Below are 16,998 nucleotides of genomic sequence, written 5' to 3'. Positions count from 1 at the left end.
AAACATTTTCAAAATAAATTTGAAAATAAAACGATAAGAAAGGCTTTGAGCGTTCTCACTGAATTTCTTCATCTTTTCGGCAATAATGCATGTTTGCTCGCAACCAAACTCAACTCATGCTGCCTCAAGATAACGTTATTACATCCTTTCTGTGCAAAAAGCTCGGTCACAATCACCTTCGAATTGCCGGCGAATATTGGCACATTGAGAAGTTGGTGGCCTTGCAATGCATGATGTTGAAAGAAGCGCCTAACCTCCAGGAAGGGCTGCTTTGGTGGAGTAAAAGTGTCTCATTATTCGACCGCCGTTTGTACGTCACATTTCAACATGGTGATGCCCAAATCCATCTGCAAGTAGAATGCAGAACAGCCGATATGCCAAATTGGGCGGAGTCGGTGTTTGGCTTGCTCAAAATGCAGTTGGAGACGCTTGAGCTAAGTGAATCAATACAAGTACAAGTTCAAGCCAGCAATCCACTCGCGGCCGATATTTTTCTAGGGGAAACGCGAGATTCTAAAACCAGTTCAAGCGTGTTTGAACTGGTGAAACATGTTTATTTGCTGCTTTCTCACCAACCAATTGAACAGCCAGAATTGCTGAGTGTTTTGAACGCCTTGTTCATCAAAAACAGTAATTACGCGCTCAAGTTAGAGCAAGCGGCAAGGCAACTGGGCGTCTCCAAACGCACCTTGCAACGTCGACTGCAAGAAAAGCAAATGAGCTACTCTCAATGCGTTGATTTCGCTAAAAGAAAGCAAGCACTCACTTTGCTTGCCGACACCCAACTCACAACGCAGCAAATCGCCTATCAACTTGGTTATGAAGAACCTTCGAACTTTCACCGCACTTTTCGTCGTTGGTATCCGTTTTCACCCATGCAATATCGCCAGCAGTGCTTAGATAACCGCACTCATCTCAACAACCAACCCATCCGCTTGTACTACGCCAAAGCGAATACTTTAGCCGATAACGACATTGACCAACCCGTCGGTAAAATCTGGATGGAAGTGGATAATATTGCGTTTGAAAAAGTGGTCTCGGTAGAATGCCGTGACCGTGATGGCGCATGGCGGCGCTACCCCGCCTTCTTCGAGCGTTTTTTAAGTCATGGCACCGAACTCTGGGCAACGACCGAACTTCCGGTGGCGCATCCCCTGACCTTTCGCCTGTGTTACGAAGTCGATGGGGAGCGTTACATTGAGAATAACCACCAGCGTGACTATGTGGTTTCTAAGGGGCTTTTAATAGGCGCAATGGAATATATTGTCCCGACTCGGCAGCTTATTAATATTGGGGCGCAATACACGCTCTTTGTCGAACTGGCATGCCGACTTGAAAACGTTGCGAGGATAGACTGTTACGTCGATGATAACCCCACACCTCACGCAATGCGCTTGACCCAACACTCGCTACATTATGCTTGTTGGGTGCTACAATTATCGCTCACTCAAACTGCAAAGCAGTGCCGTTTCCGCCTTTATGATGAATACGACAACGAGCTCGCGAAAGAGCATTACCCGATACAATATCCTATTGTGCAACCGCTCAATTAAAACTGTCGGTCAGATCAAAGTCGCCGCTTCGTGACATCATTTCACGTCTTTTTTGGCGTGAAATGACACCCTCAATTTCAAACCTTTGCTTTATCGTTTCTGCATTGCTGCATAACGGAGGCAAAAACTGTGTTTGAAACTCTACCTAACCCAATGAATAAAATAAAAATACTTCCTTTAGCGATCGCTCTTGCTCTTTCTGGCTGTGGAAGCGACGAAACCACACCAATCGATACAGGCAGCCACGTGGCATCCCCTGATTGGCAAGATCAAATCATTTACTTCCTGATGATCGACCGTTTTAACGACGGCGACAGCGCTCTCAATGCTCAAGGGCAAAACGAATTCGATCCGACGTCGGATAAAAAATTCAGCGGCGGCGACCTCGTTGGCGTGAGTGATAAGTTAAGCTACATCGAAGATCTCGGTGCCACATCGATCTGGATTACTCCGCCAGTTGCAAACCAATGGTGGGATGCAGAGCAAAACTACGGCGGCTACCACGGGTACTGGGCGCGCGATTTCCAAAAAGTGGATGAGCACTTCGGCGACCTAGAAAGCTACCAAGCGTTAGCACGCGAAGTGCATGCGCGTAACATGTTCTTAATTCAGGACATCGTGACCAACCATGTAGGCAACTTCTTCACCTACGATGATCCTTACAGTTATGATCCAAGCCTACCTTGCCAAGGCTTCCGTTTGATAAAAAATGCACTACCCGCCGGGCAAGAACTGCCATACCCACTCAACATGAACGAGTGTAAAACAGACGGCACAGGCAGCTACCACTGGACGCCAACCATCACCGACCACAACGATCCGGTACAAGAAAAAACCTGGCAACTCTCTGATTTGGATGACCTTAATACGTCCGATCCCGAAGTGCGCGCTTACTTAAAAGAGAGCTACCGAAAATGGATTCGCGAAGTCGGCGTCGACGGATTCCGTATCGATACGGTGAAGTTTGTTGAACACGACTTCTGGAACGACTTCCTACATGCCGACGATGGTGTGATGACGCAAGCGGTTGATACCGGTCGTGACAACTTCCTCACTTTTGGTGAAGTATTCGAAACATCGACGCCTTACCACACCGAAGGCGAAGAGAAGATGTTGACTTACATCGGTGAAAGTGGCTCGCCGAAACAGCTAACCTCGGTACTGAACTTCCCATTGCAAGCGACCATGACGCGCGTATTTGCAGCAGGGCAACCGACCGACTATTTGCGTTTCCGTCTTGAGAAAATGATGGAGATGTTCCCAAATCCATACATCATGCCGAACTTCATTGATAATCACGACATGCCGCGCTTTCTGTCGCAAGGTAGCGTGAATGACATGAAACAAGCACTGATCACCATGATGAGCGTGCCGGGTATTCCTGTGATTTACCAAGGTACTGAACAGGCGATGTCAGCAGCGCGCGATGCGATGTTTGCTGGCGGTTACCGTGAAGATGGCGACTACGTAGACTCATTCGACCAAAACAGTGAGATGTACTTGTTTATTCAAGAACTTGCCAAGCTACGTACTGAAAACAAAGTCATGACACGTGGCGAAATGAAAGTGATTGGCAGCGATAAAGCGGGCGCGGGCGTGTTCGCCTTTACTCGAACGTTGGATAACGACGAAGTCTTGGTTGTGATGAATACATCCAACTCGCCGATGTTGATGAACCAACTCGATGTAGAACAAGTTGGTGGCACCGTCTTCAAACAACAAATCATGTCGAACTGGGTAGACGCTCCAGAGCAGTTAATCGCAGATGAAAACGGTCACGTAACCCTTGAGCTACCAGCCAAATCTGCCGTGATTTACTCTAAAACTAACGATACCCAATCGGTAGATACCCCAGACCTCAACATCCAACTGGCGCAGGATTGGGAAGGAAAAACCATCACTGGTGATATTGTTATCGCGGGTAGTGCGAACGCCAACGAGAAGTTGAACCTTGTCGTCGATGGTAACTTAGAAACAGCGCAAGCCATTACTGCAGGCGCTGATGGTCAGTTTAGTGTCACGCTGTCGACTCGTCACTTTGCAATTGGCGAACAACAACACCGCTTCGCGATTTATTCTACTGAGAAAAAAGCTGGCATTGAAGATGTTAACTTTGTGTCGGACTTAAGCTGGTCAAACACGCCAGACGACACTATTGATGACGCGGGTGATGCGCAAGATGGCATGGGCGGTCCTAACGGTAACTATTCGCTACCAACGGATCCAACATTCGATAAAAACAATAGCCAACTCGCAATCAACAAAGCTGAGGTATTTACCGTTGGCAGTAACGTACGTTTGACCTTCACCATGGACAACATCACCGACACTTGGTTGCCACCAAACGGCTTCGACCACGTAGGTTTCACCATCTTTATGGATTTACCTGAAGAAGCCGCAACTAACTTGTCTGAGCTACCGAAGATCAACGCTTCTATGCCAAGCGGAACCTGGAGTCGTAATGCGGTTGTTTTTGGCTGGCAAAGCTCGATTTACAACACCAAAGGAGCAAATGCGACGACATGGGGAGAAGCGGTCACGCCAGCACCAACAGTGACAGTAGACAAAGCCAATAACACTATTTCGATGGACTTTGCGAGTGACGCGCTGGGTCGACCTGATTCACTGGATGGCATTCGATTCTATGTGACGACTTGGGACTTAGACGGCCTTTCGGCAACTTACCGTCCGCTAGAACAAAACAAAGGCCCTTGGAACTTCTCCGGTGGCGCATCGGATGAAAGTAAGATTTGGGACGATTTACCAATCATCACCTTGTCGGAATAAACCGTTAAATAAGACACCGCCCAGCGTTATGACTGGGCGGTCATCAACAAAAGAATGCAGAAAGAAACTTCTGCTCGTTTTTATTCTAGCTAAAGAATGATTTCACCCACAGCACCAAACTGTCCCAAAGCTGACCAAACCACGAGCCCTCTTCTACCGCTTGGCTGCTGACCAAGGGATAACTCGCCACGGTACTGTCATCGCTTTTCCAAACGACCTTACCAATCTCATCTCCTTGCGCGATCGGCGCAATCAACGGTTCATTTAACACCACACTCTTATCAAGCCCAGCCGTCATTGAACGAGGCAGAGTGAGATAGGCATCTTTAGCAAAGATCGCCTCAACTTGATTAGCATTTCCCTTCCAAACGCGAACTTTAGACTCAACTTCCCCCTGTTTAGCAACTTGCTTGGTGTCATAAAAGCGAAAACCATAGCTGAGTAGATTCTTCGATTGGCTGATCCGAGCCTGTTTACTTGGCGTACCCATCACCACCGAGATAAGGCGCATTCTTCCTTCTTTGGCCGAGCTCACCAAGCTGTATCCGGCATTGCTGGTGTAGCCGGTTTTTCCCCCGTCGACATCAATGGAATTGTCCCACAACAACTTATTGCGGTTGTACTGCGTAATGTCGTTCCACTTGAAGACTTTCTCACTGTATAGCGCGTACACATCAGGAACATCGCTGATGATCGACTGCATGAGTCTTGCCATATCGGTTGGTGAGGTTTGGATGCCATCACTATCAAGACCATGGGAGTTCACAAAATAGGTGTCTTGCAGTCCTAATTTCTCCGCCCAACCATTCATCAAGGCGACAAAGCCGCGTTCACTGCCTGCAACATGCTCAGCCAGTGCAACGCACGCGTCATTTCCTGATTGGATGATCACGCCGCGCATTAAGTTCGCAACACTAATTTCATCTTTCGGTTTGATGAACATTTTAGAAGAACCGGGAAACTTGGCCGACCACGCGTTTTCACTCACGGTGACAACATCATCCCATTTCAAACGCCCCGCTTTGATTTCTTGTCCAACTACATAAGCGGTCATCAACTTGGTTAAACTCGCCGGAGCAAGGCCTGCTCGCCCGTTATGCTCGGCAATAATGGCACCGGATTGAAAGTCCATTAATACGTAGCCTTTTGCCTGTAACTGAGGTGGGTTGGGCGTAACAACGGCAAAAGTAGGTACGCTTATTAAACAAGTCACAATTGTCCATCGAGCCAGTGACACTTTCATCCGACTTCCTCCATGCTCTTACTTTGTCGCAACTCTATTGAGCATAGCTCACTCAACCAGTTGCACCAGTCGCTAATCGTTTCATTTTCTTGAACTTACATTGATTTGATCAAGGTACAGAACTGAAGAGGCAATTGGGAAATAGCATTGGTTCTTCATGCCATTCGCAGTAAAGTAGCGCTACCCCTCAATAAGGAAATAAAGATAACAATGAACGCTCAATCATTTATCGACGCAGGATTGCATTACACTCCCCACAGTTTTACCGTTCCTCTGGATTACCAAGACGCGAGCAAAGACACCATTGAAGTCTTCGCCCGTGCGGTTTGCCTAGTTGGCGATGAAGAATCGACCAAACCTTGGTTGGTTTACTTTCAGGGCGGACCTGGCTTTCCCTCTCCACGTCAAAACGGCAATAACGGCTGGGTAAAACGCGCCCTGCAAGAGTACCGAGTTTTGCTCCTCGACCAGCGCGGTACGGGCAATAGTTCAGTGATTAATCATCAGACTCTGGCTCATTTCACACCGCAGCAACAAGCAGACTACTTGAGCCACTTCCGCGCAGACAACATTGTTCGTGATGCGGAATACATTCGTGAGCAATTTGGCGTCGAAAAATGGGCGATCTTAGGTCAAAGCTTTGGTGGGTTTTGCTCCCTCACCTATTTGTCTTTGTTCCCAGACAGCTTGCTACAAAGCTACATCACAGGTGGCGTGCCATCAGTCTCGCGTCATGCCGACGATGTGTATGAAGCCACCTTCAAACGCACCATGGAGAAAAACCAAGCGTTCTTCCAACAATTTCCAAGTGCGCAACAACTTTGCCAAAACATTGCGAATCACTTGCTGGAAAATGAAGAGTACCTACCAAATGGTCAACGCTTCACGGTGGAGCAATTTCAACAAATCGGCATCAACTTTGGTGTGAGTGATACTTTCTTGCCGACTTACTATTGGCTAGAAAGCGCGTTGATTGAAGTGGACGGCAAACCACAACTTCGCTATGAGTTCTTGAACGATATGTTGGCGCAGCAAAACTTCCAAACCAACCCGATCTACGCCATTTTGCATGAATCGATTTACTGCCAAGGCTTTGCGTCGAGTTGGAGTGCGCACCGTGTTCGCCAAACCCGACCAGAGTTTAATTATGAACTTGGCCAGCCATTTTACTTTACGGGGGAAATGGTCTTCCCGTGGATGTTCGACCAATACGTCAACCTTAAACCACTAAAAGACGCCGCAGAAATATTGGCCGCGAAAGACGATTGGGCTGCGCTGTACGATCAAAATCAACTGGCTCAAAATAAAGTGCCTGTCAGTTGCGCCGTTTACGCCGATGATATGTTTGTTGAAATGGATATCAGCCGAGAGACGCTCGCGTTAATCCCAAATTCAAAAGCGTGGATCACCAACGAGTACGAGCACAACGGTTTGCGTGCCGACGGTGAACGCATTCTCGACAGGCTCATTGCCATGGGTAAACAGACCGCAGCTGCGTTGAAATAAGCAGGACAGACGTTAGAAATACGCCTTTTTAGTATTTGATGAAAAGGCGTTTATAGCGGTTTATGAACAATGGCGATCAGTCATTCACTCTTTGTCCCTAAACCTTTATCCCTCACCACCTCATGTATAAAACTGCGACATGTCCTTTCCTTGTCAATGACTCCGGTGATTACTTGGTGCTTCTTGCGCCTAACTTTTTTGAAGGGCCCAAAACAGCATAAATTTAAACCAAAAGTATCGGCTCCAACCTACCTAACCCACTATAATTAATGATTATAATTTGAACACATAGCGGCTTCACCTGCGGACATGCTCCCCCTATCAAAGACCGCCAGGCCCCGCCTACTCATAATATCCGTATAATTTGTCCGTATTTCCGACTGGTTTAGTCAGGTATACTTCGTGCCGCTAAAATTTTAAGGTCGTTGACCACCTGTATTTTTAAAGGAAACCTCATGAGTCAGTATGTAGTTTGTGCGCTGTACAAGTTTGTTGAGCTGAATAACTATCAAGAGCTACGCGAGCCATTACTTGCGTTGATGGAAAAACACCATATTCGCGGAACATTACTACTGGCAAGTGAAGGTATCAACGGTACTGTTGCATCTGATCGTGCAGGTATTGATACGCTACTGGAGTGGCTAAACAACGAACCTCGTTTGACTGGCACCGTATACAAAGAGTCGTATTCTGAGACCCAGCCATTCAATCGCACCAAAGTGAAACTGAAAAAAGAGATCGTAACATTAGGTGTTGAAGGTATAGACCCTCGCCACGTAGTGGGTACTTACGTGGAACCTCAAGAGTGGAACGATCTTATTGCTGATCCTGAAGTGTTTGTTGTCGATACACGTAATGATTACGAAATCGAGATCGGGACATTCAAAGGCGCTGTAAACCCAAATACTGAAACCTTTCGTGAATTCCCAGACTATGTAAAAGAAAACATGGACCCGGCAAAACACAAGAAAGTTGCGATGTTCTGTACCGGTGGTATCCGCTGCGAAAAATCAACGGCTTACATGAAAGAACAGGGCTTTGATGAGGTCTACCACCTAGAAGGCGGCATTCTTAAATATCTTGAAGAAGTTCCTCAAGAAGAGAGCATGTGGGAAGGCGATTGTTACGTATTTGACGGTCGTGTTGCAGTGAACCACCAGCTAGAAAAAGCAGATTACGATTTATGTAACGCTTGTCGTCTACCGATCACTGAAGAAGACAAACAGTCAGAATTGTTCGAGCAAGGCGTGAGCTGTCCAAAATGTCACGGCACACACTCAGAAGAACAAATTGCTCGATTCCGCGAGCGCGAAAAACAAGTTGTTCTTGCAGAGCAGCGAGGCGAGCAGCATGTTGGTGGTGAAAGTGCCAAGCAAAGAGAAGCCCGACGTGCCGCTAAGTACGCGCAAAAAGAAGCGCAGCGTAAACAAGACTAAGCCCAACTCTCCTTATATTTAGCGAGCTGCCGTAAGGTGGCTCGCTTTTACTACGCACCAATACTCTTTCAATACAATTTTGTATCCCTCACCAATACCTCTAGTTGATTGTCTCTTTTGCCTTCGGGTAGCCCCACCATTTCATCATAAGCACTTTGATGTACTAAAACCTGCTTATTTGTTTTGATATTCCTGCACTTCTTTTGCATCTCGATCAGGGAATGAGCCCTCAAAAAGATACCGTTGTCATCAGTGATAAATTGCGCTTCTCCATCAATCACGACAGATGCCTGGTACAATGCGAGATCAAGCGAATGAATGACCAATTTGTCTACATAGAAGTATTTTTGTAACTTACTCAATGGTATTGCCATGTGTCACCTCCCTAAAAGTTACCTCTACGTTTTGTAGAATAAAACCGATCATTGGATGAGATTTCTTCGGTTTACTTGCGTACAACATCGGAAACTAAAGAGGATTCCGATGCAAACAATCAATGTCGTGTGGTTAAAACGAGATTTAAGGCTGACTGACCATCAACCACTAACTCAAGCATTATCAACAAAGCACCCAACTGTGCTTTTATATATTGTTGAACCATTGCTATTGAACAACCCACACTATTCTGAGCGCCACTGGCGATTTGTTTGGCAATCACTGCAAGACATGGATGAGACGCTCAAAGCATATGGGCATCGAATCACGGTGCTGTTTGACGATGCCTTAGCATGTTTTCAATCAATTCAAGCGCAATATCAAATCAACGCTGTTTTTTCTCACCAAGAAATAGGACTCAACTGCACCTTTGAGCGCGACAAACAAGTTGCCGCTTGGCTGTATGAGCAGAACATCGACTGGTTTGAGTTCGAACACGGTGCTGTTATCAGAGGTGCAAAAAACCGGCAAGGTTGGGACAAACATTGGGACTCTGTCATGAGAGCCTCAATAAGCCCTATTGAGCTCCAAACCGACTTATTGCATTCATTGGATGCAGAAGCTCTCGGCTGTTCGTTTTCGCCACCATCATCCTGGCTATCAAAATGCAAAGGAATGCAAACGGGAGGAAGCCGGCTCGCTTGGAAAACACTAGAGGATTTTTTTCATCGTCGAGGTCGTGATTACTATCGAAGCATTTCTAGTCCCACAGCCTCACGCACAGCCTGTACTCGACTTTCTCCATATCTCGCTTGGGGTAACATATCCTTGCGTGAAGTTTATCAATACCTTTTGAAACACTGGCAAGTCGCTGGGTTTCGTCGCAGCTTAATTGCATTGTCTTCACGGCTTCATTGGCACTGTCACTTCATCCAAAAATTCGAATCGGAATACGACATGGAGTTTTACTGCGTTAATCGGGCTTACGAACCATTGATTAGACAAAGTAGTACTTTCGATGAAGAAAAGTTAGCAGCATGGAAGTCCGGGCATACTGGCGTACCTTTGATTGATGCCTGCATGCGCTGTTTGCACCACACTGGTTACATTAACTTTCGCATGCGTGCCATGCTGGTTAGCTTTCTTACTCACCACATGAACATGAATTGGCGAGTAGGTGTAACGCATTTAGCGCAACTGTTTCTCGACTTTGAGCCCGGAATTCATTACCCACAATTCCAAATGCAAGCAGGAGTAACCGGGACTAACACAATCCGTATTTATAATCCGATCAAGCAAGCCCAAGAACATGATCCTAACGGTACGTTCATCTACAAGTGGGTACCTGAATTGCAAATGGTTCCTCCCCCTCTTTTATTCGAGCCCTGGACAATGACCCAGATGGAAGCTGTCATGTATCAATTGCAGCCAGATAGCCGTTACCTTGCACCTATTATCGCACCAGACAACGCAGCTAAGGCAGCAAGAGAGCGCTTATGGACGTGGCGGAAACGAGCCGATGTGAAACAAGAAGGCAGACGAATTCTTGCGCGACATGTTAGACCCTCAAAAGAAAGTAGGACGCGATGATCATCTTTCAATCACAATGCGTACAAATGCAAACACACTCCAGGGAACCCGTTGTACCCTCAACTAGTAAGGAACACATTATGTTCAAACGTATCTTAGTTATCGCGGCGACACTGATGGCGACATTATTTTTTATGCTTCCCGTCAAGGCTCATGAGCATGGCATGATGAAAGCCGATATTGTCGACGTTGCCGCTGAAAACGGCTCTTTCAATACGCTTGTTGCTGCGGTGAAAGCAGCGGGCTTGGTTGACACTCTCAAAGGGGAAGGCCCATTTACTGTTTTTGCACCAACGGATGACGCTTTTGCAAAACTGCCAGACGGCACAGTCGACATGCTCTTAATGCCGGAAAATAAAGACAAGTTAGTATCTGTTTTGACTTATCACGTCGTGCCAGGGAAAGTGATGGCTGCCGATGTTGTTAAGCTAGACAAAGCGACTACGGTTCAGGGGCAAGATGTGATGATTAAAACCATGGGCGATAAAGTCATGGTTAACGATGCAAATGTCATTGCAACCGATGTGAAAGCTAAAAACGGTGTCATTCACGTGATTGATACTGTCATCATGCCGAAATAACACCATTCAGAGGGCGGTACACTCCGCCCTTTAGACAGAACTTCTTTCACCCTTAGCACGATTCCTCTTCACTTATCCCCAACAAACCTCCACTCATTCGCCATGGTTATAAAAAAGATAAAAACAAAATTAAAATCAATACCTTGCAAGACGATACTGCATAATATTGACGAGATTAAGATATCGTTATCTTTCAATTTGAGAACAGGATTCCATGTCAGTGACGTTTACTTTTCCACATGTAAATTCTTAAGCTAAATTTTGGCTGCTCAATCACATTTCGGCAAACCATTCGAAAGGGTGGGACGCAAAGCTTCCGGTCTGTCAGCATTTAAAAATCTAAAAGAATGCTCATGATAGCGGGGTTACCATGACGCAGTGTTACAGAAGTCCAATTTCTGTAGCGTTGCTTTATGCTCAGCATGCGCCGGGGTGTGACACTAGTTTGTCAGCCATAACAGAGGACATGTGATGAAATCATTTCCAACCAAATCCGTACTCGCGTTAGCACTTGCAAGCATTAGCTCAGGTGCTGCGGCTCACGGTTATGTATCAGAAACCAATGGTGGTGTCGCTGCAAGTCGCTCGGCACTATGTAAGTATCCAACGCCAGATACTAACGAAAAAAATAATAACTGCGGTGCGATTCAATATGAACCGCAAAGCGTTGAAGGCCCTGATGGCTTTCCCGAAACAGGGCCTCGCGATGGTAAAATAGCGAGTGCCGAAACCGCTTTAGCAGCTGCCCTTGATGAGCAAACTGCCGACCGTTGGGTAAAACGTCCTATTCAAGCAGGCACACAAACTTTTGAATGGACATTTACCGCTAACCACGTGACGCGCGACTGGAAATATTACATCACCAAGCCTGATTGGAACCCAAACGCTTCACTATCACGAGACTCTTTTGATCTAACTCCTTTCTGTGTCGTCGACGGCAATATGGTTCAACCCCCGAAACAGGTAAGCCATCAATGTAATGTGCCTACTCGCGAGGGATACCATGTCATCCTGGCAGTATGGGATGTTGGCGACACTGCAGCCTCATTTTATAACGTGATCGATGTGAAATTTGATGGTGACAGTCCCGTTATTCCAGATTGGAAGCAAGGCGGTCAAATTATTCCTACAATGGATTTAAATATTGGGGATTCGGTTTATACGCGCGTATTTGATCAAGCAGGTGAAAACATAGCGTATAGAACTGAACTAGAAATTACCGATGCAGCAATGGGCCAAGCGAAAAACTGGTCTTACGCACTCGCGACTAAGCTAAACCAAGAACAAGCAAAACTGCAAGCCGGGCAGTATGCAGAGGATAAATTCACTCCTGTTTATGGTACTAATCCGGTGTATCTGCAAGCAAATAGCAGCCTTGAGCGAGTAGAGATCGGTTATAACATTGAAACTCCTGTTCCAGAATACTCACTCACAGTAGATGGCTTAGCAGACGAATATATCATTGAGTCAACACCGACAACGTTGGATCTGACACTAACTGCTGAAGGCGATTTAAATGCAGAACTCACCGTTTACAACCACCATCGCGAACCACTTGCAAGTTGGGCAAACGAAATGAAAGACGGCTCGGTAGAGGCGATATCGCTCGCTTTAAGTAAATCGGAGCCGGGTCACCATATGCTCGTAACACGTATTAAGGATAAAGATGGCAACTTGGTGGATCAGCAAACACTCGACTTTCACTTAAAAGAAGAGTCAGTTACTCCACCACCATCTGGTGAGTACGATTTTGTCTTCCCTGAAGGACTATCTAGCTACACGGCGGGCACAAAAGTGCTTGCCAGCGACGGGGGCATTTATCAATGTAAACCTTTCCCATACTCTGGTTACTGTATGCAGTGGAAAGAAAGCGCAAACCATTACGAGCCTGGAATAGGTTCACACTGGGAGATGGCTTGGGATAAAGTCAACTAAATCACCCTTTGAACGTTACGCAAAAGAGCCTCACTATGAGGCTCTTTTATAATCAAACGCAAAAATAACAATTTTCCCGGTCTAAACCATAAACACCAGATAAACTAGAGAGATGCGCTCGCCCCTCAATCAGCCCCATTTCATACCCTTCTAGTAAAACGGATTGTCGCATTGATAAGCGCTGAACATGAAAATTATCTGGTGGGGCAATTACCCTAACATGTGTTCCTGGTGGAGGGTTACGAATAAACTCCAATGATTGATTATAGTTATCTGCACGTCTTAACATCGCATCCGCCATTTTGGGGTGCTCCGCAAAAAGTTTCTTCATCAGCCATGTGTTCTTAACTGGCTTTTTGGCATAATTCAGTGGGTGAGAGAGTACTACGGTTATGTCGCGAGCCCCTCGACGATAAGCCTCACGCACTGGGATAGAATCAGCGACCCCACCATCGGTATAACAACCGCCAGAAAAACAAGGGGTATGCTTGTAGGCAATCGGTAATGCTGTTGTCGCTTCAATCGCATGGTGAAAATTATCACGTGTCACGCGATAGTAATCTGCCTGCCCTGTATCTACATTTGTTGTCGCTGCGAGAAACGGAACGCCATTAAACAGTTTATTTTCATCGACGGGATACAAGCGATTAGATTCTTCAAACAACCACTTCACATCGATGAGGTCTCCACCTTTAACGAAGCGAGTCGGGTCAAAAAAGCGTTTGCTTGTGGCCAGCTTAGTAATGACGTTAATACTGCGATGCGGGTAGTCGGTCAAATACCCAATCAAATTTGATGCACCAGCAGATACACCGATTGCAAAATCAAACGGTTTATAACTCTGCTCTAAAAACGCATCTAACACTCCGCTTGCGAAGACGCCTCGCATCGCGCCACCTTCTACTACAATTGCTTTTGTTGCCATATTTCCCCCATTCTCCTTGCCAAAAGAGTAATGAAATTCGTGCAATCACAACAATTGAATATTCTTATTATTGAAATAGGTGAAGTCTATTTATTTCTCTCTTAGAAAATGAAAACTAAAGTTCAAAAAATCCGTACCCGTTAGAAATGTAATTGCGGGCTTAACCAAGGTGGCAAGGTCTAAGAGAAATCTAGGAGAAAACCGTTTTATAGGCTTCGCCCGCGCCATCAATGAACATTTGAGTACCAATAACCGCTAGAATTAAGCCCATCATTTTAGTCACAACATTTAGAGCACTTGGTCCAACCGCTTTGACCAATTTGTCTCCAAACAAAAACAGTACATAGGTGATCACACAAAGGACAGCGAAAGAAACGATAGTAATAATGGTTTGATCGAAACCACCCGCTGTCGCAAAGTTCATCGCGGTAGCAATCGTTCCAGGCCCAGCTAATATTGGCATCGCCAGTGGAGACACTGCAATACTCAATGCCGCCCGTTGCTGAGCTGGTGAATACGCCTTCTCTTTGGTTTTCTGATGCGTCGAATCACCTTGAAGCATGTTAAAACCTATCAAAAACACCAAAATGCCGCCTGTTATTCGCAATGCATAAAGCGTGATACCAAACAAATCAAAAATTAACTTACCGGCAATAGAAAATATCGCGATGATAATAAATGCAATAAAAACCGAGCGGAGCGCAATGGAACGGATGGTTTCTTTATCTTCATCAGCAGTTAAACTCAAAAAGATGGGGATATTGGCGATAGGGTTCATGATGGCAAAGAAGCCCATAAACACCGTAACTGTATGAACAATGAGTTCTTTCATATTTTCCACTGCATTTAAATTATTGATTCTAAAAACAGTATATACGCTCTCAAACAGAACGAGTGGTGTATTCTCGATTCGCCTTCACACTTATGCGCCAAGCATTGTTTTTCTTTTGAGATAGTTTACCGACTCATCAAATGTCGCTAAGGTGAGTCTTCAGCCTTTACACGTAACAGGGGATGTTAAGTCACCATGAACAGCACGATTCAAACAATTCTCAATCACCGCTCAATTCGAAAATTCACCTCACAACCGATTGAGAGCGAACAATTAGATGCCATTCTTCAAGCCGGCCTTGCGGCGTCCTCATCAAGCATGTTGCAAGTCGTTTCAATTATCCGCGTGACCGACAAAGAAAAACGTACGCTATTAGCTCAATATGCCGGAAATCAAGGGTACGTTGAAAGCGCGGCTGAGTTTTTGGTGTTTTGTATTGATTACCAGCGCCACGCCAGTATCAACCCAGATGTTCAAGCTGATTTTACCGAGTTAACGCTAATAGGCGCTGTAGACTCGGGCATCATGGCACAAAATTGCTTGCTTGCGGCGGAGTCGATGGGACTAGGAGGTGTGTATATTGGTGGTTTACGAAACAATGCCCAAAAAGTAGACGAATTATTAGGTTTACCTAAAAATACCGCCATTTTATTTGGTATGTGTCTTGGTCATCCAGATCAAGCCCCTGAAGTAAAACCTCGCCTACCTAAGCATGTCGTGGTGCATGAAAATCAGTATCAAGACCTAAGCTTGGATGATATTCAGACGTATGACCAAACTATGCAAAACTACTATGCAAACCGTTCGAGCAATCAAAAACAGAGTACTTGGTCACAAGAAGTCACCAGTAAACTGGCTGGCGAATCACGTCCGCACATCCTGCCTTACTTAAACAGAAAAGGGCTCACTAAAAGGTGATGACTACAGTACGATAGGATCAAAAAAGGCCTCTGAAGAGGCCTTTAGAATTTATCAGCAAAAACTTGCTTAGTTACCGCCTGAACCGCCTGATGGTGGAGCAACCGGATCAACTGGCTTACCAGGCTTCGCATCTGGAACTGGTGGAACGGTAGGTTTGATTTGGTCTACAGGCTTACCTGCAGCAATGTCTTTTTCAACCTGCTCAACAACGTTCTTCGTATCTTCTTCAGAGATTTCTACGTAAATCACTTCTTCAGAATCCGCGCCTGCTTTAGGGTAATGCGGGTATTTCGCAATCACTTCTTCTGCCATTGATTTTGCAGCTACAGCCACGGCTTCAGGTGCAGCTGTTGGGTCCGCTTTAATGATATCAGACACGATATTTGCCGTAGCAACTAGCTTCGTAGCAAGTTCACTATTGCCGCCTTCACTTTGAAGGTTAGCAACTACAGACTCTGTATCACGAAGGATTTCGTCAACTGTTTTACCACTTGCATTGATATCGATACCTAAATTGGCAAATACTTTTTCAGCAGTATCTGATGAGTATACCTCTCCGTCATCTAGAGAGTTAGCTACCAACGTTGTAAATGGAGAACCTGTAACTAAAGAGTCAGCTTGGGCAAGACCTTTAGGAATCTTGTAATCAGACGTAATAGGTTTTCCGTTAGATGCATCTACACTCTTATCAGTATGCTTCAATGTGAAAGTACATTCACCTGGTGCACTCACTACGTCGATATGGCTAATGCGAGCTTTACCAACCATGCCTTCATAGTTTGTTGTTAGCTCATCAGCCTGACCTTTTAAGTCTCCACCACAGTCATAAGATACTTCCATGCCGATAACAGCTGGGTCATAAGCCTGTACTGAGTATGTTTTTACCTCAGGATCGCTGTCACTACCACAACCTGCTAGTAGAACAGCAGCCACACTTGCCGTTAAAAGTTTGATTTTCAAAATTAGCTCCAATATTTGTTGTTATATCCGACCGCAACACGAAGCATAACGGCAGTTGCATATAGTGTAAATAGGATGCATACAACTTTGGCATGAGTTTTTTCACATTACTGCCTGTTTGCTTGTGCAAAATCATGCATTCATCTCAATAACGTTAAATAGACACAATTTTGTCATGTATTCGTCAGTATTTTTTCAAGTAACTTGTTGCCTTTATTGCAACCAGATGGATAATAGTTGACTATTTTTTGTGGGTCGGATTTTCACACCTTCATTAATGAAACTAAGAGCTCTAAGTCGCTAGCAGCCATTTGGAGTGTTTATTACACAAATAATTCTGAATGGACTCGCTTT

The 16,998-nt window shown here is 45.5% G+C and carries 13 protein-coding genes and 1 riboswitch; of the genes, 8 read left to right on the top strand and 5 right to left on the bottom strand.

All coding sequences use genetic code 11. From position 1 onward, the window contains the following. Positions 1 to 89: 89 nt before the first annotated feature. Both R7O12_RS04825 and R7O12_RS04820 read left to right on the top strand, forming a co-directional pair. Entirely contained in the window at positions 90 to 1,553 is a 1,464-nt protein-coding gene (locus R7O12_RS04825; protein ID WP_318125666.1) for an AraC family transcriptional regulator, read from the top strand. A gap of 129 nt (positions 1,554 to 1,682) precedes the next feature. Next, positions 1,683 to 4,340 (top strand): alpha-amylase family glycosyl hydrolase, encoded by a 2,658-nt coding sequence (locus R7O12_RS04820; protein ID WP_318125665.1) that lies wholly within the window; start codon positions 1,683 to 1,685, stop codon positions 4,338 to 4,340. Between the two features lie 85 nt (positions 4,341 to 4,425). Here the strand turns inward: R7O12_RS04820 and R7O12_RS04815 are convergent, their stop codons facing one another. Continuing rightward, positions 4,426 to 5,583 (bottom strand): D-alanyl-D-alanine carboxypeptidase family protein, encoded by a 1,158-nt coding sequence (locus tag R7O12_RS04815; protein WP_029803147.1) that lies wholly within the window; start codon positions 5,581 to 5,583, stop codon positions 4,426 to 4,428. Between the two features lie 210 nt (positions 5,584 to 5,793). On the opposite strand from R7O12_RS04815, the gene R7O12_RS04810 reads away from it, so the two are divergent. After that, a complete protein-coding gene (locus tag R7O12_RS04810) occupies positions 5,794 to 7,089 on the top strand; it encodes an alpha/beta fold hydrolase (RefSeq protein ID WP_206957641.1) in 1,296 nt (431 codons plus the stop codon). A 455-nt stretch (positions 7,090 to 7,544) separates the two neighbouring features. Next, a complete protein-coding gene (locus tag R7O12_RS04805) occupies positions 7,545 to 8,525 on the top strand; it encodes a rhodanese-related sulfurtransferase (RefSeq protein ID WP_318125664.1) in 981 nt (326 codons plus the stop codon). A gap of 68 nt (positions 8,526 to 8,593) precedes the next feature. On the opposite strand, the gene R7O12_RS04800 is transcribed toward R7O12_RS04805, so the two are convergent. After that, complete coding sequence (locus R7O12_RS04800) at positions 8,594 to 8,899, bottom strand: DUF6482 family protein (protein ID WP_318125663.1); 306 nt, start codon at positions 8,897 to 8,899, stop codon at positions 8,594 to 8,596. A 109-nt stretch (positions 8,900 to 9,008) separates the two neighbouring features. Here R7O12_RS04800 and R7O12_RS04795 point away from each other — a divergent pair, with 109 nt between their 5' ends. From R7O12_RS04795 to gbpA, 3 genes are all read left to right on the top strand, one after another. After that, complete coding sequence (locus R7O12_RS04795) at positions 9,009 to 10,490, top strand: deoxyribodipyrimidine photo-lyase (protein WP_318125662.1); 1,482 nt, start codon at positions 9,009 to 9,011, stop codon at positions 10,488 to 10,490. Positions 10,491 to 10,570: 80 nt separating this feature from the next. Then, positions 10,571 to 11,071 (top strand): fasciclin domain-containing protein, encoded by a 501-nt coding sequence (locus tag R7O12_RS04790; RefSeq protein WP_062730898.1) that lies wholly within the window; start codon positions 10,571 to 10,573, stop codon positions 11,069 to 11,071. A gap of 272 nt (positions 11,072 to 11,343) precedes the next feature. Next, a riboswitch (cyclic di-GMP riboswitch) is annotated at positions 11,344 to 11,444 on the top strand. A gap of 98 nt (positions 11,445 to 11,542) precedes the next feature. Then, entirely contained in the window at positions 11,543 to 13,006 is a 1,464-nt protein-coding gene (gene gbpA, locus R7O12_RS04785; protein WP_054574884.1) for an N-acetylglucosamine-binding protein GbpA, read from the top strand. A 52-nt stretch (positions 13,007 to 13,058) separates the two neighbouring features. Here the strand turns inward: gbpA and R7O12_RS04780 are convergent, their stop codons facing one another. Both R7O12_RS04780 and R7O12_RS04775 read right to left on the bottom strand, forming a co-directional pair. Further along, positions 13,059 to 13,931, bottom strand: a complete 873-nt coding sequence (locus tag R7O12_RS04780; RefSeq protein WP_318125661.1) for a patatin family protein — start codon at positions 13,929 to 13,931, stop codon at positions 13,059 to 13,061. A gap of 190 nt (positions 13,932 to 14,121) precedes the next feature. Continuing rightward, complete coding sequence (locus R7O12_RS04775) at positions 14,122 to 14,763, bottom strand: MarC family protein (RefSeq protein WP_005374889.1); 642 nt, start codon at positions 14,761 to 14,763, stop codon at positions 14,122 to 14,124. A gap of 195 nt (positions 14,764 to 14,958) precedes the next feature. Here R7O12_RS04775 and nfsA point away from each other — a divergent pair, with 195 nt between their 5' ends. After that, positions 14,959 to 15,681: an oxygen-insensitive NADPH nitroreductase gene (nfsA, locus tag R7O12_RS04770; RefSeq protein WP_170893944.1), complete on the top strand. Its 723-nt coding sequence runs from the start codon at positions 14,959 to 14,961 to the stop codon at positions 15,679 to 15,681. Between the two features lie 69 nt (positions 15,682 to 15,750). On the opposite strand, the gene R7O12_RS04765 is transcribed toward nfsA, so the two are convergent. After that, a complete protein-coding gene (locus R7O12_RS04765) occupies positions 15,751 to 16,644 on the bottom strand; it encodes a hypothetical protein (protein WP_054700627.1) in 894 nt (297 codons plus the stop codon). Between the last annotated feature and the right edge of the window lie 354 nt (positions 16,645 to 16,998).

This window comes from Vibrio sp. Vb1574, from assembly GCF_033338675.1.
The sequence above is the reverse complement of the archived record's forward strand: the minus strand, read 5'-3'. Positions and strand labels throughout refer to the sequence as shown.